Source organism: Pseudomonas sp. GW821-FHT03C07 (assembly GCF_059420925.1).
The window spans coordinates 64,263-85,918 of record NZ_JBWKUQ010000017.1; the positions used below are offsets into that span (position 1 = coordinate 64,263).

The window sequence follows — 21,656 nt, forward strand, 5'->3', positions numbered from 1 at the left end:
AAGGATGACGCGGCGGGGAGCCCACTGCACCAGCATACGATGATCGACTGGTACAGCGTTCCGGCCACACTAAAGTGTCGTTTGAAACGCGACAGGAGCAGCGCTCTCGTGCCCCTCTCGCTGAACCACCTGCCGGGTTAGATGCCCAGGCAGAGATATTTGATTTCCAGGTAGTCTTCGATGCCGTACTTGGAGCCTTCACGGCCCAGGCCCGACGCCTTGATGCCGCCGAACGGCGCGACTTCATTGGAGATCAGCCCGGTGTTGACACCGACCATGCCGTATTCCAGGGCTTCGGCCACACGGAACACCCGGCCCAGGTCGCGGGCGTAGAAGTAGGAAGCCAGGCCGAACTCGGTGTCGTTGGACATCGCGATCACTTCGGCTTCGTCTTTGAAGCGGAACAGCGGGGCCAATGGACCGAAGGTTTCTTCCTTGGCCACGGCGGCGTCCTTGGAGACGTTGGTCAGGATGGTCGGCTCGAAGAAGTTGCCTTCGATGGACTTGCCGCCGGCCAGCAGGGTCGCGCCTTTGCTCAGGGCGTCGGCGATGTGTTCCTGAACCTTGGCCACGGCCTTCTCGTCGATCAGCGGACCGGTGGTGGTGCCTTCTTCCAGACCGTTGCCGATCTTCAGCTTGGCGACCGCCACTTTCAGCTTCTCGGCGAACGCATCGTAGACCGAATCCTGGATGTACAAGCGGTTGGCGCAGACGCAGGTCTGGCCGTTGTTGCGGTACTTGGAAATGATCGCGCCTTCGACGGCCTTGTCCAGATCTGCATCGTCGAACACGATGAATGGAGCGTTGCCGCCCAGTTCCAGGGAAACCTTCTTGATGTCCTTGGCGCATTCGGCCATCAGTTGACGACCGATTTCGGTCGAACCGGTGAAGGACAGCTTGCGCACGATCGGGTTGCTGGTCAGCTCGCTGCCGATATCGCCGGCGCTACCGGACACCACGCTGAACACGCCTTTCGGGATCCCGGCACGTTGGGCCAGTTCGGCCAGGGCGAAGGCCGAGAACGGGGTTTGCGAAGCGGGCTTGAGCACCATGGTGCAACCGGCGGCCAGGGCCGGGCCGGCTTTACGGGTGATCATCGCAGCCGGGAAGTTCCACGGGGTGATGGCGGCGGTGACGCCGATCGGCTGCTTGATCACGATCAGGCGCTTGTCCGGCTGGTGGCCCGGAATCACATCACCGTAGATGCGCTTGGCTTCTTCGGCGAACCATTCGATGAAGGAGGCGGCATAGACGATTTCGCCCTTGGCTTCGGCCAATGGCTTGCCTTGTTCGAGGGTCATCAGGCGGGCCAGATCGTCCTGGTTCTCGATGATCAGCTCGTACCAGCGACGCAGTTTGTTCGCACGCTCTTTGGCGGTCAGGGCACGCCAGGCCGGCAGGGCCTTGTCAGCGGCTTCGATGGCACGACGGGTTTCGGCGGCGCCCATTTTTGGCACGGTGCCGAGGATTTCGCCGGTGGCCGGATTGTTGACCTTGATCGTCTGACCATTGTCCGCATCGACCCAAGCCCCATCAATGAAGGCTTGCTGGCGGAACAACTGGGTGTCTTTGAGCTGCATGTAGGCTTTCCTTAACAGCACCGCGCATGCGCGGAGCGAATTATTGATTGTAGAAAGGCGCCTTGAGGGCTGCCGTCAGGAAATTCATTCACCGGGCCGAAGCACATAAATAGCGCACATGAGATCGATGTGCGGTTCAGCACCCAGACAAGAGCGTTTGAAATCTCAAACGAATCCTAGGATCAATGGGGGTAAAGGACAATAGTCTGTTCGAAAAAAAGAACGAAAATGGCGCTTTTGCCGGTTTTTTCTGATCAACGTGAAGCTCGAGCCTTCGCGCGCCCTTTCGAAGTCGCCAAGACGGGGCGCTCAGTCGGAGAAAATCCACAAAGAGAATTTCCCGACAAAACCTGAATGGACGCCCCGGGCTGACATGGGTATGATGTCGCCCGCATAAGCACCAGTAGCTCAGCTGGATAGAGTACTGCCCTCCGAAGGCAGGGGTCGTGGGTTCGAATCCCGCCTGGTGCACCATCTGCAAATAAAATGCCCCGGATCGTTGATCCGGGGCATTTTTGTTTTCGGGCCCGGGTCGGCCGGGACAGCCACTGATCAGCCTCTTGGTCTAGAACTTCAATCAGTTTGCCTATGAATGGCTCGTCGATATCGGTACGTCTCGCCTAGCCGAATTACCAGGCTCAGATGTCAGGTGCAATTTAAACACCCGCATTTTTTTGCCCAACAAAAAACCCCTAAGCAGTCTCAGCACCGAAGCGCATCAACCGAGAGGGGCCGTGTTACCGGCGATTATAAAGGTTAAAGCCCTCCATCAACAGCCATCCCCCCCGCAGAACCCTCTATTGCGCCCTGACAAAAAACACCACCACCTGATCAGTGCCCGACACCCGTTGCAAGCCTGCGACCATTTTCACCAGGCGTCCCTGTTCCATTGCTTGCCTGACCGGCTGCAGCAGCCGGTGCTGGTTCATCGTCCTCAGCTCGGCGATTCTGCGCAGCCATTCATCCGTCAGTTGCTGCGGTGCCCCTCGGGAACGGCGCAAGGTCACCGACCAGCGTTTGGTCCATTTGAGCATGATGAAGTACAGCTGATCCGAGCCCGGGTGAGTACACAACAGGTTGACCGTATTGAAGGACCGCGACTTCGGCACCTCGGTCACCACAAAGCCATGGCGGCGCAGAATCGGCATCACCGCTTGCTCGGTATTCAGTGCCAGGCCGGCAACGCGAGGCGGTCCGCTGACGTCGAAGAGCCGTGGGTCAACCATGTGGGGAGTATGAAAATCCAGACGGGAAAACCCCGTCGTGCTGTTCGGCTCGTCGATTGGAAAGTTGCGCCCGCGGATGGGCCGGATATCAAGCTCGCTGAACAGCACATGCATGTCCACCCCGCGCGTGACCCAGGCCTCTTGCGTACGCCTCAGCCCGACCATACGACTGGCAGTCACCGATGTGCTCTCCACATCGGAGCGTTCGATCAGCCGATTGAGCGTCCTGCGCTGGGTGGCTTGCATCATGCCGTCCAGGGGCCGCGCCAGGGACTGCTCCGCAGGTACGCTGAACAAAGGCGTGCGCAGTGTCCAGGTCTGGCTCCGATGATCGAAGGTGGCCGGAATCGGCTGCTCGTCCAAATGCGCCCACCAGTGGTTGAAGTCGGTTCGAGCCTGCGCGGACAACGAACCGGGACGTTTCAGAAAAACGATGTCGGGGTGAATATGCGGACCGTCGGGAAGCAGTTCGAAATAACGATTATCGAGTTTCAACAGTCGCGTCTTGTGTATTTTCCCCTGCCGGCGATACAGCCCCTGGGGCGCCGATAACAGCTGGACCTGCTCGTCATCCAATAACAGCCCCCACGCTCTCCAATCCGTGGACAACAAGGCCGGTCGCCGTGTCATCCATTCCAATTGCGGCACCGGCGCCCCCTCGACAACCGACGCCGCCGGCGGTGCCAGATGGCCCGACTGGGGCCAGGCACGGGCTCGGGCGCGTCGGCACGCAACAGGTATTCGCCAGGCTCGTGGATATGCAGAATCAGTTCATTGTCCTGCGCGGCGGTTTTCTTCAAGCGCAGGGCCTTTTCACCCTTGGGCCGATAGACCTCATAGCTGTTGCTGCCGTCGGTGATGAACTGCACACCCTTTTTCACGTAGCTGCCGGCATTGCTCGGACCATGCAGGGCGACCGCGTCGTCCGGGCTGATCTTCACTTCATACCCCGGGAGCACAGGCCTGGGTTTGGCTGCGGCGTCGACCTTTTTCAGGGCCAGCGCACCTTTGTGCGAGAGAGCCTGGCGATTGTTGATGGCCTTCAGCGCCCCGCGCGGCCACAGCGCATGGCCGGTCCGAGCCGAGCGGGTCGCCAGGCTGCCGGGATAAAAGGTCAGCGCGGCATCGACCAGCGTCATAAGCGCGGCCTTGAAAAGCTCGAAGGCATCGCGCGAATCGCCACTGCGGTGAAACCGGCGCAAGGCCACGGCCGTCTCATGGACATTGACCGCGATACTGACCACCGGTACCACCGACAACACCCTGAGCCAGTAGGCCGAGCGTTGCTCGCGCTCACGCAATTCGCGGATCTGCGCCAGTTGCCGGGCGGAGTTCGAGACCGACCGGGCCCGCTGCTGCGCCCGCAGGACCAAGGCGTGCGCCAGGATCAGCGACAGGTCGCAGCGCTGGGTTTTCCTCAGGCGCAGCCAGTGCCCGGGATTTTCCGCGATTTCACGCCTGACCTCCTTTTCCAGCACTGCGGGGTCCGGCACCGCTTGCTCCGGCTCACTGCTCCACCAGCTCTTGATGGCCTTGACCAGAGAAGTAGCGGCGCGCGTGGAAACAGGATCAATCCCCAAGGGCGTCAGGCCCCATGCCACCCGCTCATCGCGCAGCGGCGTCAGGCCCGTTGCGCACGCCGCCCCTGGGCCTTGCTCGGCCGGGTAACCCTCGACGACTTCCGCCTCCCAGCCCGCCGCCAGCCTTTGCACAATGTCCGCCGGCCGTTGCGACGTCTGTTCGACCTTCACCAGCGCCCGTTGCGCGGCCAGCAAATCGGTGTGCTCCGTCAGCACCTGCTCATGCGGGGCACCCGGCAGATAGACCAGCGTTCTCCCGGAAAGCTTGTCGTGGATTGCCACGGCATTGCCCACATGCCGGGCCCGGGCAAACGCCCGGCCGGCAAAGGTGACGAAGTGCAGTTCGAGCTCAACATGCGCGTTGCGCAGGTCCGCGACGAACCCGGCATTCAGGGCCCTCTCGAAGACCTCGGCGGCCCAGTCGCCAAGCCCCTGTTGCCGGGCACTGAACAACTCCAGGTGGGCGCGTTGTCGGACCAGCCGGTACAACAGCGCCTGGTCGAACGCCCGCAGCGGTTCGAGCCGGGGATTATCGACGCCGTAAAAAGCCCGCTGGATCAGGCTGTCGTAGTGTCCGCCAAGGTCGAGTGCCGAAATCGTGCTGATCAGATAATCAGGCGCCAGGCGCGCTTGCCAGGCAGGATCCAGGATCCGTCCATGTTGCAGCCGACGCTTGGTCCCCGCTGAGTGCGGATCGAGGTTTTCCAGGGCCAGGCGCAAGAAGCTGTAGGTGTGGCGCGAATCGCTGACCACCGTCTTCGGGCCCGCCTCGCCCACCGTGCGTTCAGGATGGCCAGCCCACACCCGCTCGACACTGTCGGGCAGATCGAACAACGGTTTGTCGATATCCAGCCCCGGATAAAAACCGTCCTGTTTGAGTCGTTCGATGACTTTCCCCCGGGCAAAGTCATCCAGATCCGGCAACTGACGCTCCAGTTTGAGCTCCAGGGCCTGCACACTTTTCTGGTAGCGGGCCAACAGTCGTGCGTACTGCCGGCGGTCCGTTCGTGATGCCTCGGACAACCAGGCGGGAAGACCTTGCGCCTGCACGGCACCGAGTTGCAGGACAGCCATGTTATCCAACGCGCGCTCGCGGGCATCGTGACCCGGGACGCCGAGGTTCTCCGCCAGCTCATGGGCCAGCAGTTGCAAGGAGCTGCTGGCGTCAGCGATTTCCGAGAATGGCCGCAAGCCGCCCTCGATCAACCGGCAAACCCGCAGGTGGTCCTGGATCTGTTGCTGGAGACTCTCTTGTAAAGCGTCCGTTTCAATCGGCTGATAGTCGATGGGGATTCGCTCGCCACCGGGCAACCCGCGCACCCAATTGCGCAGCGCCGGCCGTCGGTCCCGGGCAATCAGCGGCCAGAAGCTTTCGCACTCCGGGCTGCGCATGCTGATGTCCAACTGTTGCGAAAGGCTGTCCAGGGTCACGAAACGTTGCAGCCCACCCAGCCGGCCCGGCACAAACAGCAGCGCCGACACGCTCAGGCGCGGATCGGCCAGCGCTGAGCGGGTACTGATGACGCAGGCCCCGCTCAGCGTCCAACGTGAGTGCGGCGGCCCCAGGCTGATGGCGGCGACCCGTGTCTCACTGGCCAGCCGCGCCAAGGGTGCTGGCAGCATATCGAGCACACGCGCCAGCTCCTTCTGATCGATCAGACCGAGTTGATGCTGCATCTGCGCCTCGTACAAAAGTCCCTGGCCACGGCCCTTGAGCAATTGGTCGGGAAGATCGCTGCCCTCCTTGTCCCGGGTGTTCCAAAACTCAGACGTTGCGTGCCCTTCGCGCTCCTGAAACAGGCTCTGGACATACACCACCTGTTGTCGCCAAAGACTGTGACGCGCCAGCAACTCGCTGTAGGCCAGGGTATCTCGCCCCGGATCCCGCTCATCGAGGAGCTTGAGAATGCCCCGTTCCTGCTGTCGGACCTTACTCTGACGCAGACGCACGGGAAGATCCTCCACCAGGCTGCCAAAGGTGATCTCCAGCATTCTGCGCTGTTCGTCGCGCCGCAGCAGTTGCGCCAGCAATGTCCCGAGGGGTGGCAAGCCCGTCAGCGCCTGGCGTGAGTCCTCTACAGCCTCAACCACCTGCAACGGCGTCAAGCGCCCGGCATCGGCCACGCCCTCGGGCAGCATATACGCCGTGTTGAGCAGCAACCCGGCAGCCCACTCGTTGGCCAACTGCGTATCCAGCCGGCTCAGGGCACTGTGGGCCAGGGCATCGCCGGTGAGCTCGGTACAGGCGTGGAAGCGATAAGCCAGGGCCGGGCGATCCGGTCGGGTAAACAGCTGGTCGCGCTCCTGCAGCGCCAGCAACTGCCAGGGCCGATAATTGCCCGGGGTATTGAACAACTCCGCAAGCCGGCGTTGCATCTCGACGTGGCTGGCAAACTCGAAGAACTCTTCGGACACCCCAGGCACGAAGACCACCTGCCTCCCCCGCTCCGCGCTACCAGAACCACGCAAGTGCAAGGCCCCGCTCAAAGCCAGCGGCGCCGAGTCCTTTCCCGGCCAGACCAGCTCCGACACCGTGAGCCGCCCCCAACGGCCACCGGCAAGCGCCCGTGCTGCGGGGGTCGGCGCATCCAACAGGCCCATCAGCATGTTGAACGCGGCAGCCGACAACCCGGCGACGCCATGGGCCAGCAGGGCCTTGTCGTGAAACAGCAACTTGTGCAGCTCGATCAGGCGCTCACGCCGCGCGACATGGCTATCGCTGGCCGGTTGATGCCAATAGCCGCGCAGGGCGGTGTCGAGCCTGGAAGACAACCCCAAGGTTTTCAGGCGCGCCAGAACCTGCTCCGGGTCCAGCGACAAGACCTTCTCCGGTTCGCCGGCCAGGCTCAGTCGCACAGTATGACCCGGCACCAGGGACAGAAACGGATTGCGCAACAGCGACATGGCCAACTGCGCCAGGGACCGAGCCGTTTGCCCGGCGCCGCAGCACAACGGCGGAACGAACAGCAACCTGTGCGGATCGTGCCCGAAGGCCTCGCTCAAGATCTGCTTGAGCAGCACGCCGATCCGCGGTGCCCGCTCGAAGAGCTTCTTGAGCTGGTGCTGACTATCGAGCCCACGCACCAGCGCCGCCTGGAGCCGGTTGAGCAACAGGCTGGGGCGTTCCACGCTCGCGATATGTTCGGCAAGTTGCTCGCCGAGGCGCTCCAGGGCGGCACCATTGGGATCGGGTAAAACCGCCGTGGCGGCCTCGTTGGCCGACTCAACGGCCTCCCCGGGAGGGTCCTCTACGGAGGGGTTCATAGGCTTTCCCTTGTTCCATGGAAAAAGGGAAAAGCCTAGAGCCCGCCACGACGTATCCGTGCATTAGATAGTTAAGGCGCAACGACCGGCGCCGCCCGCTGTTGGTCTGGGCGACGTCACTGCGAACCGGCGCTACAGGACCTGGCGGCTACCGTCATCTTCCGACGGCAGCCGGATGACCTGAGGCGGCGCCAGCGGTTGCGGCTCTTGCGGCTCAACGCGATGCAGGGACGTAATCACTTCAAGGACCCCGCCGTGCTCATCGTTGTGCACGATCATCGTCGCCGACTGGCGCATCCGGGCGAAGTTGTCCTCGCTGAGCTCGAAGCTACGGCTCAACCCCTCATCGCCGACCACTGGTGCCGGCAACCGACGCTGGGAATAGCTACGGCTCTTGCGCTGCTGATAACGCGCCCAGGCAATCAACAGCGCCGCATTCAACAGGCCGACCCACAGATACACCTGCAAGGAATTCAGGGCATCGAAGAACGAGATATCGATCTGCGGCCCCCCGTGCCCGTCGAACAACGGCCACAGCCCCTCGATCAGCAGGTACAACAAACCGACCCAGGCCAGCACGGTCAGGACCACATCGACTGCCAACATCAGTGGTCGCTGGCGGGTTCTGATGATTTTCATGAACGCACCTTCTGCTTGTGATCATCGGCCGCCTTGATCCCCCGGTCCGGGCTGACCCAGCGGGCCCGCTTGCCGCCCCGGCCGAACAACACCCGGGGAAAGCTGACCAGGGTGGTGAAGAAGCTGATAAACCAGAACACCAGCGGGTACCAGACCACCCAAAACATGATTTTCCACAGGTCTCTTTCGTAGCGGCGGTCGATCAGCACGCTGACCGCGAACTGCCCCAGGCAGACGATTGCCAGCAGCAGCCCGGTAAAGGCCGGCGGCACGATGCGGTGCACGGCAATCGAGGGCGGCAGCTCGACGAACAGACCTGCGCCGTAGAAGAGGATCGACAACAGGAAAGTAAACGCCCAGCCGGTCGACAGGCAGTACTCGAACAGCAACGGCCACAGGTAACGATGGTTCCACTGCCAGATGCCGCGGATGTTCTTGAACAACACTTCGGCGCCGCCCTGGGCCCAACGCAGCCGCTGCCTCCAAAGTCCGCGCAGGGTCTCCGGCATGAGGATCCAGCACAATGCCCGCGGCTCGTAGAAAATGCTCCAGTGATCCAGCTCCAGCTTCCAGCTGATATCGATGTCTTCGGTGATCATGTCCGGGCTCCAGTAGCCGACCCGGTCCAGCGCTGTACGGCGGAAGGCACAGATCACCCCGGAGATGGTGAAAATCCGTCCGAAGACCCTTTGCGTGCGCTTGATCAAGCCGATGATCGAGGAAAATTCGCCAACCTGGACTCGCCCGATCAAGGTCGAGCGGGTGCGGATCCGCGGGTTGCCGGTCACGGCGCCCAGGCGGGCGTTCTCCAACATCGGCGCCACCAGATAGGCCGCCGTGTGCGGCGCCAGCAACGCGTCGCCGTCAATGCACACCAGATACTCGCTGCGGGCCGCCACGGCCCCCATGCGCAGGGCCACCGCCTTGCCCTGGTTGTGCGCCAGGTGGATCACGCGCAGGCGCGGGTCCAGCAGCGCCAGGTTATCGAGCAAGTGGCCGGTGTCGTCCGTGGAACCGTCATTGATCGCGATCACTTCGATGTTCGGATAATGCTGGGCCAGCGCGGCCTCGATGGTCTCGGCGACATTCTCCCTTTCGTTGAAGCAAGGGATCAGGATCGAGATCAGCGGCTCACCCGCCAGCGGCGGTGGCAGGGTATCGGCTTCCCAGGGCCAATGGCGCTCCCAGTGCAGCCAGAAGTACAAGCCGCCGGCTATCCACAACCCCGACATGAACAACGGGTAGAAAAACACGAAGTCCATCAGAAATTGCCCGGTGACCAGGAAAATCACGCCGAGGGGAAACCCCAGGACGAGTGCCAGGACGATCAGAGCCAGGATTCGATCCATCATGATCTAAGGATTCCATTTGTAGGAAAGTGCCGGGCGCAGGGCCCGCACGGCCGGACGGTCATTCAGGAAATTCTCCGGGTAATAACCAAAACTGCTGACGCCCTGGCGTTTGAGCCGGCCCATCCAGTCCGCCAGCAGCTCGCCATCGAGGTCCAGCGCCGGCTTCTGTCGCCAGTCCCGGGCCTGCAGTTCGAACACCGTGTGATCAAGCGCGCCGGGCCGTTGCTTGACCTTGCCAACCAGCGTCTCCAGCCACTCACCCGCCTGTTTCTCGCTCTTCCCTTCCATCAGCGGCATGGCCATGGGCACGGTCCAGTCGTAGCTGGCAAGGAAGTCGTCGAGGTTCTGGGCGAACCAGGCTTCGCTTTGCGGATCGAGCACCGGCGCGGCGAACAGATTGCGCGCAGTCTGTACTTGCGGCCCACGTATGGCGCGGACCTTGGCGGTCAGCTCGCGGGTGAAATCGATCAGGTAGCGGCTCTTGAACCGCGTCCAGCGTTGCAGCGTCGCCGGATCGCCGCGCAGGGCACTGAGCGTGCCCGGCAGGCCGTTGGCGGCGTAGGTGCGCAGCGCCTGTGGGCTGGCATCCTCGAAGTCGGAGAGCACGGCATCGTCGTGATAGAGAACGCCGTCGACCGAGGTCAGCCGGGCCACGTCTTCGTAGATCTCACCAATGATCCGCCGCACGTTCGGGTCGAACGGTGACAGGCGCTTGTATTGTTTCGGGTCCACCGAGACCTGCCCGCTGGTCGGGTCCCAACGCGTCACCCGCGGCAGTTTTTCATCCAGGGCAAAACTCAGCACCGGCATCCAGGCGAAGACCTTGACGTGGGCCCGGGTGCGCAATTGCCAGGCGACGCGATCGAACAGGTCGGCGCGCATCGGCAGATGGCGGTTGGGGAAGTACAGCGAATGCACCAGGCCGTCCCCCGCCGGATCGGCGAACGCTTGCAGGAACACGGTATTGACCCCCATGTCCGCCATGCGCTGGACCAGCTTGCCGAGGTTGGCTTCCTGCTGGAGCGGGTTCGGGTCGTAGACGTTATCCAGGTCGACATGCGCCACACGCATCGGCAGGCGGTTCTGCACCGCGACAATAGCGCTGGCGTAGTGAGAGCCGTCCGGGTCCGCCGCCACCAACAGACGCGGGCTGCTCAGCAGTTGATCGAGGCTGTCGATGCCATCGTCCAGGGTCAGCGCCAGTTTGTAGCCCTGGCCCTCGATCACTTTCAATGCGGTGCCGTCGGCGGTGCCGTAGGGCCAGACCCAGACCCGTGGCGAATAACCGGTGGCGGCGCGGATCTTGGTCGAGATGGCGACCACATCCGCCCGCAGGCGAGCCTCGAAATCGGCCTCGCTTTCGTAACGACCGGTCGCCGCATCGTAGCGCCGGGCCGCCGCCGCCGGCTGCAGATTACCCTGGGGATTGGCGAGCAAACCCTGGTGGCTGGCATCGGTGTGGGCGACGATTTCCACCTGTCCGGAGGCCGCTATTTCCTTGATCTGCGTCCAGTTCAGAAACTCGGAGCGCGGGCGCAGTTCACCGGCGAAATTTACCGGTTTATTCGCCGGGGTATCGATCCAGACGCCGACCGGGGCCAGCAAGGCCGGCCATTGATAGCTCCTGAGCAGCGGCATCACGCGGGTATAGAAACTCGCATAACCATCGTCGAAGGTCAGCAGGATCGCCCTCGGCGGCAACTCCGGCCCGCCATTGCGCGCCACCAGGATCTGGTCCACGGTCACCGGCCGATAGCCGTTCTCCCGCAACCACGCCAGCTGTTCGAGCAGTCGCTCCGTGCGCACCGCAACCACCGCCTGATCCGGGTCGCTATCCTCGATGTCATGGTAGGTCAGGCTGAGAAAATGATTCTTCGGCCAGGGCGCTTCATTGACCGGCACCGCCCGTTGCGCGGGCGCGACAAACTCGGCCGGCTTCTGCGCACAGGCGCCGACCAGCAAGGCTCCCAGCAACAGAATGCAACGCGTGATCCAAGGCATCATCAATCCCTTCTAGAAACGGTAAGTCAGGTCGACGGTCAGCTGCACGTCGCGTTCGCGGTCACCGTCATAGGGCCGACTGATCCAACTCAGGTTGGCCCCGGCCTCCAGTACATCGTTCCAGCTCACCCGCTGGCCGTAGCCCAGCAGCGCGACCGCGCCCGTCGAATGATCGCGCTGACTGTAGGCCCCGGCGCCGACCTGGAATTGCTGGCTCCACTGGGTTTCGTAGCGGCGATAGAGAACGTGGTTGACGTTCACCGTCGGCAGCACGCTGAAGTCGGTCTTGGGGTTGAAGTACGGCACGTCTTCGCTCTTGCTGTTGTGGCTGGTGCCGACCTCCAGGCCCAGGTCCACCTGCACATGGGCCGTGCTGTAGATGCCTTCGCGGCCGGTGAGCAGGGTTTCGGTGCGATTGTTGCCGTCGCTGAAATGCGAGGGCGTGACCGCCAGCTTCCATTCGCGACTTTCGTCGGCACGCCAACGCAGGAACGCACTCGCCGAGTTGGCGCTGATATCGCTGTTCAAGGCGCGCAACGGTGTCGCCGCCGACAGCCGTTCGAGGCTGCCGCCGTATCGCCAGTGATCATCGATATCGAAGGCCGCCGCCAGGCGCGCGCCGAGCTTGTCGCCATGGCCGTAGGACTGGTTGGAGACCTCGGCTTCGAGGCTCGTGTCACGGGAACGATTTTCCACCCCGAGGCGCTGCCAACGGCGCTGGGCGTCGCCTTCGGTAAAGCGACCAAAGGCGTAGCCGGCCCCGGTGAACAGCCGCCAGTCGTCGTTGATCGGCGGGCTGTAGAGCGTGCTTTCAATCCCGTAGTCGCGACTGCCGGTGACCGCACCGGCACCACGAGCGCCACCACCGAAACTCTTGCCGGTATAGGCCTCGACCCGCAGTTCGGCCATGTCATGGACTTCCCGCAGACGCTCCAGGCGCTGGACCTGCAGGCTCTCGGCAAAACGGGCGGCGACGTCATCGGTGAGCACATCGAGCTGGCGCCATTCCTGCAACGCCAGGGCGGTGTTGGCCTGGGCCACTTCCAGCCCCAGGTTGCGCGGTGCCTCGCTTTCGGTTTCCTTGTTCAAGGCCTCGGCACGCCGTGGCCATGCGCGGGCCAGGTACATATCGGCCTGGGCCACCCGTAAGCCGACATCGCCCGGCGCCTGGGCGACCAGCGCGTCCAGACCTTGCTCGCTGGCGGCCAGATCACCGTTGTGCTGTCCCATCTGGATCGCCAGTTGCTGGGCGTCCAGCCAGGCATCGTTGGGAACGCCACCCGGCAGGCCCTTGAGCTGCAATCGCGGCGGTACGGTGATCGCCAGGGCGTCTGCCAACGAGCGGGCTTCTTCCGGCTGGTCGCTTTCGATCAAGGCATAGACCAGTGCCGAGGTGTCACCCGCCTGGTCGACAGGATCCGCGCTGGGCGCCGAGAGGATCTGCCGATACAGCGCGACGGCCTTCTCCGGCTCGCGCACCGCAAGGTAGGCCGAGGCAATCCAGCGCTGGGCATAGGGCGGAATCGTCACCCCTTCATCGATCAGTTTTTGCGCCTCGGTCAACACCTCGGCATTACGCGAACGGGCCTTGAGCGCACCCAGGCGGTCGATGCGCCAATGCACCACATCGTCATGGGCCTGCGGGTCCGCGGACCAGGCCGCGAGCAAGCGGTCGTAGTCGGCCAGGGCACGATCGGCGACGACAAAACGTTCCTGTTCGGTGCGGGTCGGCAACTCGGCCAGGCGGACCCGCTCGGCCGCCAGCTCGCCTTCGAGGCGCCGGGTCGCGGCCGCGTCGATCAGCCCGGGATGCCGCTGGGCCAGGCGCAAGGCCGGTTCCGGCAAACGTGCGCGCTCCAGGGCGAACAGGTATTCGCGTATCACCTCGGGTTTGTCCGAAGCCCGGACAAAGGCCTGGTCGTACTCGAACAAGGCCTCACTGTTAGCGCCCGAACGGGTCAACGCATACCCCAGGGCCATGCGCCGGGAAGGGTCATCGGGCTGCCGGGCAACCTGCTCGCGCGCCCGACGCACCGCGTCCTGGGGATCACCGCCATCGGCCTCGGTAATCGCCAGGCCCAGTTGCAGGTCAGCATTCTGCGGTTCACGCGCCAAGGCCTGGCGATACAGGCGCTCGGCCTCATCCCAGCGTTTCAGGTTGCGATAGGCACGGGCAACGGCGGTCAGCGCCTGGGTCGGCAAGGTCCGCTGGGCACCCTGGGTTTCATAGACGCTGACTACCTCGGCATCCAGCCCGGCCCAACTGGCGATCTGCAAGTGATCGCTGATCTGGCCGACGGATTGTTGCGGAGCAGGCAACTGGCGCAAGAACACCAGCGCTGGCGTGTAACTGCCATCACGGGCCTGCCAGATAAGCTGGTCGTAGGATGCATCGGCCCAGGCGTTGAGGGGCCAGAGCAATTGGCTGTACAAAGCCACCCCCAGCAACGGGTGCAATCTGCCGCCCAGGCAGAGCAGAGCATTACGCGGCATATCGTCCTTTCCCCAGTGACAGCCGGAGCTCAATGCCCCTGCCTGATCCAGAAACACAGGGCGGAGCCTAGCGACAGCGGTCGAACACGCCGCCCGCCTGTCGTTCTCGAAGGGTAGACCAAAAAACAAAAACCAAGATTTATTCAGCCGGCGCCAACGAAAAAGACGGGGCACCGCGGGTTCAGTCCTCCCAGAGTGGCAGGCAAACCCTGAACGTCGTGCCCCCGCCCTCGACACTGTCGCAGTGAATGCGTCCGTCGTGCCGGTCGATCACCGCCTTGACCATCGACAGGCCCAGGCCCAACCCCTCGGTATTATCAGCGCCAGCAAAGCGTTTGTACGGTTCGAAGAGTTGCGGTAACGCCTCAGGGCTGATGCCTCGGCCCTGATCGCCGATGCGGCAGGTCAGTTCGTGCTCCGTCACCGTTACGTCGAGGCTGACACAGGTGCCGGATGGGCTGTATTTGATGGCGTTTTCCAGCAAGTTGAACAACGCCCGGGTCAGCAACGAGGCATCGGCCCGGACCAGGCCTTCATCGACCTCATCGAGCCGGTGGCGCAGTTCGATGCCCTTGAGCTGGGCCAAGGGCGCCACCTGGTCGAAAGCATCCAGCACCAGCATGGCAAACAGCACCGGATGGAACTGGTAAGCCTCCGACTCGGCCTTGGCCAGGTGCACGAACGCCTCGGTCAGGCCCAGGGCCCGGCGCACCTGCTGTTCGATCTGGCGATGGACCGGCGCATCGTCTTGCTGCGCGCGCTGCACTTCCAGCAACGCCAGGATCGCCGAGTGCGGCGCGCGCAAGTCATGGGACAGAAAGCGCAACAAGGTCGCCCGTTGCTGCTCGGCCTCGCGCACAAGGCTCAGGTCCGCCAGGCTGAACAGCCAGCCGACGGCAACTTCATCTGCCGCCGAGCGCAGCGGCGCCAGGTCCAGGTGCAGGGTGCGCTGGCGGCTATCGCGAAATTCCTGGCTCAGCAGTTCGGCCAATGCGGGCCGCGCCGGCCGGTCAATGCCGGGAAAACCGAGCTCCGCCAGGCAATCGAGCCAGTCCTCGCCCAACAGCGCGGATCCCAGCAACTCACGCGCGCTGCGGTTGGCGAGCAACACCTGGCCCTGGATGTCGGTGATCAGCGTAGCGACGGGCAGGCATTCCAGGCCATCGGCCATAAACCGCCGGGTATCGCGGGTGCGCCCGAGGGCCTGCTCCAGCGCGGCGATGCGGCCTTGCAGGACATCGCCCTTGGGCAACATGGGGCGGTGTCGTTCGGGCAGTACCCGAGGCTCGTCGTTCAGACGGGCCAATTCCCAGCCGAAGTAGGCCAGCACCGCACTCAGGCGCCGCCAGTTCCAGATCAGGTAGGCCAACAGCAATCCGCTCAGGCTGGCGGCCGGCGACCACCAATGGCCGAGTCGCAACAGCCCCCAGGCGGCCAGCAGTACCGCGGTCATGCAGCCGAGTGTCAGCCACAACGCATAACGCGCGCGCAGCAACAGCCCGCCCAGCAGCAAAGCCACCGTCAACACCGATAGCAGCAGGCCCGACAGCGGCGCCAGCTCGACAATGTTGCGCTGCTGCAACAGGCCATTGAGCAGGTTCGCCTGGATCTCCACCCCGGCGGTGGTGCCGGCCTGCTCGGAAAGCGGGGTGACATAGCGATCCCCCAGGCCCGGCGCGGTGGCCCCCACCAGGATCAACCGATCACGCAGCAGCGCCGCCGGCACTTCACCGCGCAGTACGCTGATATAAGGCACGCTGGGGAAACCGCCAGCCGCCGCGATGAAGGGCACCAGGATTGCGTTCTGTCGCTGCCATCCCTGAAGCTCGGAGCCGTCCCCGGCACCGGGCATCGGCTGCCGTTCGGCCGCTGGCAGGGCCATCTGGTAGGCGAGCCAGGCCAACTGTTCACGGGGTTGCCGGGCCGGACCTTCGCGCAGATACACCCCACGCACCACGCCATCGTTATCGGCTTCGACGTTGATATGGCCGACCGCCCTGGCACAGCGTCGCAGCGGCTCGATCGGCTCGATTTCCCCCAGCGCCGTGGCAAATCGCGGCACGCCTTCGCGCAGCAGCGGCAAGACGACATTCCCAGCCCGACACAGCGCCTGGGCCAAGTGCTCGTCGCCGCTGCCGGCCGCCTCCGGCTCGCTGAAAACCACATCGAACAGCACACCCCGGGGCTGCGCCGCGCTCAAGCGTTCGAGCAGCTCGGCATGCACACTGCGCGGCCAGGGCCAGCGCCCCAGGGCCTCAAGACTGCGATCGTCGATGCTGACCAGGAGGATCCGTGGATCGACCGGCAAGGGACTCAGGCGACTCAACCGGTCATAGAGAAAATGGCTGAACGCCAGGTTCTGGCTCAGGGAGAGCACAGCCGTCAGCGGCAGCAACAACACAGCCACCCACAACCATTCGCGCAACAAGCCACGAAACAGCCGTTGCGCCTGCGTCGACTCGCGTCCCCCATGCCGCCGCCAGAACCTCATGAATGCCGGGTACCGCCGCTATTGCTCATGAACCGTCCTGGGCCAGTAGTAGATATCGTAGACCCCAGTCTGGCCTTCAAGTCCCTGTTCGTCGAATGCCGACAGCCGCACATGGTAGAACGCCGCCTGCAAACCGCTGAAACGGATATCCGGGGTACTGGAAAAACGCTCCTGCCTGATATTGAGGAACGCCGCATCGGTGGCGACCTGCGCACGGTAGCGCCGGGCGCCGTCCAGGGGCTGGAGCAAGAGTTGCCAGACCGGCTTATCACCCCGCTGGCCGTCCTGCCCGAGCAGGCGCGGGGCCGCGAGCAGATCGACCGGTTTGAGTTCGCCCTGGCCCTGGATCTTCAGGCCTTGCCGGGCGTTGACCTTGACCGCCGGCACGGCCACAACGGGCAGCGTGCCGCGCGCCGGGTTGCCTGACGCCAGCGGCACTTGCGCGCGGCTCACCGCGACCTGGCCGTCGAGCACTTCGACCAGCGCCTGACCGTCTTCGCTGCGGGTGCGAAAATGCGTCCCACGAACCCCGAGCACCCCGACCGAAGTGCGAATCTGGAAGCGATCATGCTCGCTGATGCGTTTGATCACGTAGGACTCGACCTGACCTTGTTCGAGCTGTAGTTGCGGAATCGACTGCGTCTCGTCCAGTTCCAGGCGCACCTGCGAGTTGGACGGCAGCACGATCCGCGAACCATCGCCCAGCCTAAGGCTGACAAAGGCGTCGCCCGAGGTTCTCAGCCCTTCGTGCTCCTCCAGGCTCATCCCCTCTTCCAGGGCCAACTGCTTGCCCTGGGCATCCAGCTTCCAGGCCTCGCCCGCCAGGTGCAGCACCAGCGCCGGAAAAGGTTGCGGGCGACACTGGTGCTCGCGATCAAGGTAAGGCGCACGCAGGGCCGGTGGCGCCGCCAGGGCAGTGTGAGCGAACAGGCAGAAGGCAGCGCCGAGCAGCAGGCGCAGGCCCGGACGAGGCAGGAGAACAGGAAAATGCGGATGCGAAAGTAAGCGTTCGCTCATGGGCTTGGCCGCTCAGACTCCGTAAGGAGCAGGATCGAAGTAAAGGAAGACGGCACACAACCATCCGGGCCCATCATGCCACAGCGCCACCAGTGAGCCTGGCCACACTGTGTTGCTTCGTATGAATGCACACCAGGGTGTGACGGAAAAATGGCCAAGGGCGGACATCCTGACCGTCCCTTGGCGGCGGTCCGTGTGGATCCGAACCGCCACCCGTCCATGGGTCGACTTGCTCCAAAGTGCCCCGTTATTGCTGGAGCTACTCTATGGGTAAAACCCCGCTGCTCGGCGAATCTGTCAGATTTGTTCAGAATTGCCCCGCCCGTTCAGAACACCCAGCGCGGCGGTTCCCGTGGGGCGCTGACCTCGCGGGTGGTCCACAGCGTCGGCGCGGAAAATCGCCCTATCCCGCGGTCCTCGGGAACCACCGGCAAGCGTTCGACGACCAGCGAGGGACGGGCAGCCCCGTAATGGAACAGCCCGATGACAAAACCGAAACCGAAGCACAGGCTCAACCCGGACAACAACCCGAGCACCGCCCAGGACGGCAAACTGCTGAAACGAAGGGGACTGCCCATGGATCCTTCTCCTTGACCGTGCAAATCGTTACCCTGCACCTGCCCCCACAGGGGTCATGGCGCGCCAGGTAAAAGCCATTTGACATCAGCCTAGCCAGCCGCCGCCTGTCCTTGAGGAATTCGTCAGAATTGTTCAGATTTGACGGCCGACTTACAGACTTTCATGTAGGAAATAGTCTGTAGAGTCACCTTTTGAACGACAGAACCGCCGCTAAACGAGGAGAGAGGCCCAGACATGCGTGTCGCCATACTCGACGACGAGCCCGCCGAACTGCGCCGGGTTGAACAGACCCTGGGGCAGATGGCCGGTGTCGGGGACGCCCCCTGGACCCTGCACGGTTTCGAGCGCGGTGAAGACCTGTTGCGCCAGTTGCGCCGGGAAACCTTCGACCTGTTGATTCTCGACTGGCAGGTGCCGGACCTCAGCGGCCTGGCGCTGTTGCGCTGGACCCGCGAGCACATGGAGGTACCGCCGCCGGCCATCATGCTCACCAGCCGCGATGCCGAGAGCGATATCGTCCTGGCCCTGGGCAGTGGCGCCGACGATTACGTGAGCAAACCGTTCCGCGCCAACGAACTCAAGGCGCGGGTCAACGCGGTACTGCGCCGGCACGCCGGACAGCGCGGCAGCGCCAGCGAAATCGCCACCTTCAACGATTTGAGTTTCGACGATGCCGAACTGACCGTGACCCGCTCAGGTCGCCCGCTCAACCTGACCGAGCGGGAGTATCGCCTGGCGCGCTGCCTGTTCAGTAACCTCGGACGGCCGCTGTCGCGCGAGTATCTCTATGAGCGCTTCTGGCCCCATGAAGAAATGCTCTCCTCGCGGCCCCTCGATACCCATATCTATCGCCTGCGCAACAAGCTGGGCCTGACCGCCGAACACGGTTGGCAACTGCTGACGATCTACGGCTATGGGTATCGACTGGAAAGCGTCACCTCTGGCTGAACGTCGGGTTCAAGGCTGTTCGCCGCCGCCCGCACCACCGAACTTGGTCAGCAGCAAAGTGATGAAGTCTTCCACCGGCATTTTCTGCCCGTTGAAGTCCACCTGACCGTTGGTGTAGTGCAGCGTCGAGACGATATCGCTGCCCTGCACCGTCGCCATCTCCGTGGACAAGGCCATGGTGCCGGCCATTTCACTGGCCATCGAGGCTTGGCGGGTGACGGCCGCTGGGTCGGTCTGGCCCTGGATCTGCGCTTGCAGGCCGGCCAGATCGGCGATCATCGGCTTGGACAACAACACCTTGGCATCAAGTTGCGAGACCAGTTGCTTGCCCAGCTCCACCGGTGGCAGTTCGGTGGAAGACGGGTTGGTCAGGTCCACCACCAGGCTGGCACGGCTCTCGCCATTGGCCGTCTTGAGCGAGAAGTTTTCCAGGGCGATCTGCGGCTTGCCGACCAACAATTGCTTGATATCCGCTTCGGCCTGGGTCTGCTGGGCCGGGGTCAGTTCCGGGACCGCCGCCTCAGGGTCTTCAGCCCCTGCCGCCTGGGCCTTTTGCAGCGCCTCCAACTGGACCTGGTAGAGCTTGATCAGCGATTGCATCGCCGGGAAATCCAGGTTCTTCGCCGTCCAGCTCATCTGGGCACTGCCCACCGGCTTGTCGTTGTAGTCGATGGAAGCGATGTTATAGGCCAGACGTCCGGCGAGCACATTGCCCGCCGCCTCCGTCGAGTCTTTCTGCTCGAACCCTTTGATCGTGACCACCGCCGGCTTGACCCCGAAGCCCACCTTGGTCTCGCTCAGTTCTATGACATTCTGCCCCAGGTAGAAACCCAGGTCGCTCTTGGTCAGGTCGCTGGCCAGGGTCAGGCCGTTCAGTTCGACCTGCACCGGGCCCTGCTCCGGGGACACGGCGGAGACCTTGAGATTGTCCATATAGCCGTTGAGTTTGATCTTGGCGGCCTGATCGCTGGCGGTGACCGCCAGGTTCAGCCCGGAGAATTTCAGGCTGGTGGTCGCGTCCGGCGCGAAGTCCAGCGGCACCAGCTCGACATTGCCGTCCACCGAACGGTTGTAGCCCAGGGCAACCTGGCCCTTGAGCGGCGCGGCGCCTTTGGCGGCGTCAAACCACTTGGCGGTGTCGTCGTTCTTTTCCAGCTCGTAGTTGCTGCTGATCATCACCGGTGCCAGCTTCAACGCCTTGAGACGCGACCATGGCAACGGCCCGTGCTCGATATGGTCGACGAACAGCAGCTCGATGTCCTTCTTCTGCGCGCCGGCCTGCGGGTTCTGAAACTTGACGCGGTAGTGCGCGGTGCTGGTGAACAGCTGGCGATCAAGCGAGACCAGCTCGATATTCGCGCTGCCGCCGGTGCTGGCCAGGGCGGTCTTCAACTGTTGGTTGGCGTCCTGGATCGAGGTGTTCAGCACCCCTTCCAGTTGATTGCCGGTGTACCAGGCGCCGACGGTGCTCACCGCACCGACCACCACGACAAAACCTAAAAGCAAGCCTGCTGATTTATTCATGAATTGACCCGATCGATGTCCGTTGTGTGGAGAAATGCTGGTCTTCCTGACCCCTGACCGGAGCCGGCTCGACAATGCCCGAAAGGACGCAGAGTAGCATTTGCCGGAGCCGCCCCCAAGGCTTTGCCCGCGGAGCCACTGGCCACTACCTCGTCCTATGGACAATAGCGAAATGACTGACAGCGCAGCACGGGAATCGTGCGCTCGGCAGTGCCCCTCGGCGACCTCCGCGCCTGGGTGGCGAATCGGCAGCCGACGGGCAGGAACAGGGTTTACTCAGGAGTACTGGACTTCCATCTCATCCAGTTGATGGTCGAAGGTCTTCAAGCGCGCGGTCCAGGTGTATACCAGCACCTCGAAGTCGCGGTTGATCACCACGCCGTCCGGCGAGTCGTTGCGTGGGTCGCAGACGTCCAGTTGATGGCGCTCACGGGCCATGGCCGTGGCCACATCGGACAATTCGCGGGCGTTGGTCAGCCAGTGGCGCTCGTCATGGGCCACTTCACGGTCGAGTTTCAGGCATTGGATCTTGAGCAGTTCCAGGCTTTTTTCCAGCGGCGTACCGGTGAGTTCGCCCATGACCTCCTGGAAGGTCCGACCGGGTTGCCAGTAGCTGCCCCAGAAATACCGGTCAAAGACGGTTTCGACCCGACGCAGGGCGACTTTGGTGTCCCAGACCAGCACCAGGGTCTTGCTCTGGGACAGCTGGCGTTTCTTCACCTGCTGCGTCTGGTAGCTGGCCCAGGCCACCACGGCGATGGACATCACCGCGATCAACGCCGTGGCGCTGTCGAGAAAGACCAACGCCTTGTCGATCTGGTGCGCCAGCATGACGCCATAGAAGTAGGTCGCCGAAAGCAGGACCAGCGCCACCACCGCACACCAGAAACCAGGAGCATAAGGGTTTTTCATTATTAGAATCCCCATCGGGCCACGCTGACCGCGATGGTTAGGATTCACCC

13 protein-coding genes and 1 tRNA gene are annotated in these 21,656 nt (G+C 63.3%); 2 read left to right on the forward strand and 12 right to left on the reverse strand.

Annotated features, from left to right (window positions below):
• Positions 1–137: 137 nt before the first annotated feature.
• Positions 138–1,580 carry an NADP-dependent succinate-semialdehyde dehydrogenase gene (gene gabD / locus AC07VG_RS25975; RefSeq protein ID WP_248797926.1) on the reverse strand — a complete coding sequence of 481 codons (1,443 nt, stop codon included), beginning with the start codon at positions 1,578–1,580 and terminating at the stop codon, positions 138–140.
• A 397-nt stretch (positions 1,581–1,977) separates the two neighbouring features.
• On the opposite strand from gabD, the gene AC07VG_RS25980 reads away from it, so the two are divergent.
• Positions 1,978–2,054: transfer RNA gene (locus AC07VG_RS25980), tRNA-Arg, on the forward strand.
• A 323-nt stretch (positions 2,055–2,377) separates the two neighbouring features.
• On the opposite strand, the gene AC07VG_RS25985 is transcribed toward AC07VG_RS25980, so the two are convergent.
• From AC07VG_RS25985 to AC07VG_RS26025, 9 genes are all read right to left on the reverse strand, one after another.
• On the reverse strand, positions 2,378–3,301 hold the full coding sequence (locus AC07VG_RS25985; protein ID WP_495022137.1) for a hypothetical protein: 924 nt from the start codon (positions 3,299–3,301) through the stop codon (positions 2,378–2,380).
• Positions 3,302–3,432: 131 nt separating this feature from the next.
• Positions 3,433–7,650 carry a dermonecrotic toxin domain-containing protein gene (locus tag AC07VG_RS25990; protein WP_495022138.1) on the reverse strand — a complete coding sequence of 1,406 codons (4,218 nt, stop codon included), beginning with the start codon at positions 7,648–7,650 and terminating at the stop codon, positions 3,433–3,435.
• 132 nt (positions 7,651–7,782) lie between these two features.
• Positions 7,783–8,289 (reverse strand): poly-beta-1,6-N-acetyl-D-glucosamine biosynthesis protein PgaD, encoded by a 507-nt coding sequence (pgaD, locus tag AC07VG_RS25995; RefSeq protein WP_495003015.1) that lies wholly within the window; start codon positions 8,287–8,289, stop codon positions 7,783–7,785.
• The gene (gene pgaC, locus AC07VG_RS26000; protein ID WP_495022139.1) at positions 8,286–9,641 is read right to left on the reverse strand and encodes a poly-beta-1,6-N-acetyl-D-glucosamine synthase; all 1,356 of its coding nucleotides are present in this window, start codon (positions 9,639–9,641) and stop codon (positions 8,286–8,288) included. The genes pgaD and pgaC overlap by 4 nt, the downstream gene beginning before the upstream one ends.
• A gap of 3 nt (positions 9,642–9,644) precedes the next feature.
• Positions 9,645–11,642 (reverse strand): poly-beta-1,6-N-acetyl-D-glucosamine N-deacetylase PgaB, encoded by a 1,998-nt coding sequence (gene pgaB / locus AC07VG_RS26005; RefSeq protein WP_495003013.1) that lies wholly within the window; start codon positions 11,640–11,642, stop codon positions 9,645–9,647.
• Positions 11,643–11,654: 12 nt separating this feature from the next.
• Positions 11,655–14,135 (reverse strand): poly-beta-1,6 N-acetyl-D-glucosamine export porin PgaA, encoded by a 2,481-nt coding sequence (pgaA, locus tag AC07VG_RS26010; RefSeq protein ID WP_495022140.1) that lies wholly within the window; start codon positions 14,133–14,135, stop codon positions 11,655–11,657.
• 181 nt (positions 14,136–14,316) lie between these two features.
• Positions 14,317–16,626 (reverse strand): CHASE2 domain-containing protein, encoded by a 2,310-nt coding sequence (locus AC07VG_RS26015; RefSeq protein ID WP_495003011.1) that lies wholly within the window; start codon positions 16,624–16,626, stop codon positions 14,317–14,319.
• Positions 16,627–16,644: 18 nt separating this feature from the next.
• Positions 16,645–17,643, reverse strand: a complete 999-nt coding sequence (locus AC07VG_RS26020) for a FecR family protein (RefSeq protein ID WP_495003010.1) — start codon at positions 17,641–17,643, stop codon at positions 16,645–16,647.
• 326 nt (positions 17,644–17,969) lie between these two features.
• The gene (locus AC07VG_RS26025) at positions 17,970–18,221 is read right to left on the reverse strand and encodes a hypothetical protein (RefSeq protein WP_495003009.1); all 252 of its coding nucleotides are present in this window, start codon (positions 18,219–18,221) and stop codon (positions 17,970–17,972) included.
• Positions 18,222–18,456: 235 nt separating this feature from the next.
• On the opposite strand from AC07VG_RS26025, the gene AC07VG_RS26030 reads away from it, so the two are divergent.
• Positions 18,457–19,170, forward strand: a complete 714-nt coding sequence (locus AC07VG_RS26030) for a response regulator transcription factor (protein WP_495003008.1) — start codon at positions 18,457–18,459, stop codon at positions 19,168–19,170.
• Positions 19,171–19,179: 9 nt separating this feature from the next.
• Here AC07VG_RS26030 and AC07VG_RS26035 read toward each other — a convergent pair whose 3' ends face one another.
• A complete protein-coding gene (locus AC07VG_RS26035) occupies positions 19,180–20,694 on the reverse strand; it encodes a YdgA family protein (protein WP_495003007.1) in 1,515 nt (504 codons plus the stop codon).
• 276 nt (positions 20,695–20,970) lie between these two features.
• Positions 20,971–21,606, reverse strand: a complete 636-nt coding sequence (locus tag AC07VG_RS26040; RefSeq protein WP_495003006.1) for an NADH:ubiquinone oxidoreductase subunit N — start codon at positions 21,604–21,606, stop codon at positions 20,971–20,973.
• Positions 21,607–21,656 lie beyond the last annotated feature (50 nt).

Excerpts from the sequence above, each read along its gene's own strand:
- gabD (WP_248797926.1), bottom strand. The coding sequence starts at position 1,580 with ATGCAGCTCAAAGACACCCAGTTGTTCCGCCAGCAAGCCTTCATTGAT.
- AC07VG_RS25990 (WP_495022138.1), bottom strand. The coding sequence starts at position 7,650 with ATGAACCCCTCCGTAGAGGACCCTCCCGGGGAGGCCGTTGAGTCGGCC.
- pgaD (WP_495003015.1), bottom strand. The coding sequence starts at position 8,289 with ATGAAAATCATCAGAACCCGCCAGCGACCACTGATGTTGGCAGTCGAT.
- pgaC (WP_495022139.1), bottom strand. The coding sequence starts at position 9,641 with ATGATGGATCGAATCCTGGCTCTGATCGTCCTGGCACTCGTCCTGGGG.
- pgaB (WP_495003013.1), bottom strand. The coding sequence starts at position 11,642 with ATGCCTTGGATCACGCGTTGCATTCTGTTGCTGGGAGCCTTGCTGGTC.
- pgaA (WP_495022140.1), bottom strand. The coding sequence starts at position 14,135 with ATGCCGCGTAATGCTCTGCTCTGCCTGGGCGGCAGATTGCACCCGTTG.
- AC07VG_RS26015 (WP_495003011.1), bottom strand. The coding sequence starts at position 16,626 with ATGAGGTTCTGGCGGCGGCATGGGGGACGCGAGTCGACGCAGGCGCAA.
- AC07VG_RS26020 (WP_495003010.1), bottom strand. The coding sequence starts at position 17,643 with ATGAGCGAACGCTTACTTTCGCATCCGCATTTTCCTGTTCTCCTGCCT.
- AC07VG_RS26025 (WP_495003009.1), bottom strand. The coding sequence starts at position 18,221 with ATGGGCAGTCCCCTTCGTTTCAGCAGTTTGCCGTCCTGGGCGGTGCTC.
- AC07VG_RS26030 (WP_495003008.1), top strand. The coding sequence starts at position 18,457 with ATGCGTGTCGCCATACTCGACGACGAGCCCGCCGAACTGCGCCGGGTT.
- AC07VG_RS26035 (WP_495003007.1), bottom strand. The coding sequence starts at position 20,694 with ATGAATAAATCAGCAGGCTTGCTTTTAGGTTTTGTCGTGGTGGTCGGT.
- AC07VG_RS26040 (WP_495003006.1), bottom strand. The coding sequence starts at position 21,606 with ATGAAAAACCCTTATGCTCCTGGTTTCTGGTGTGCGGTGGTGGCGCTG.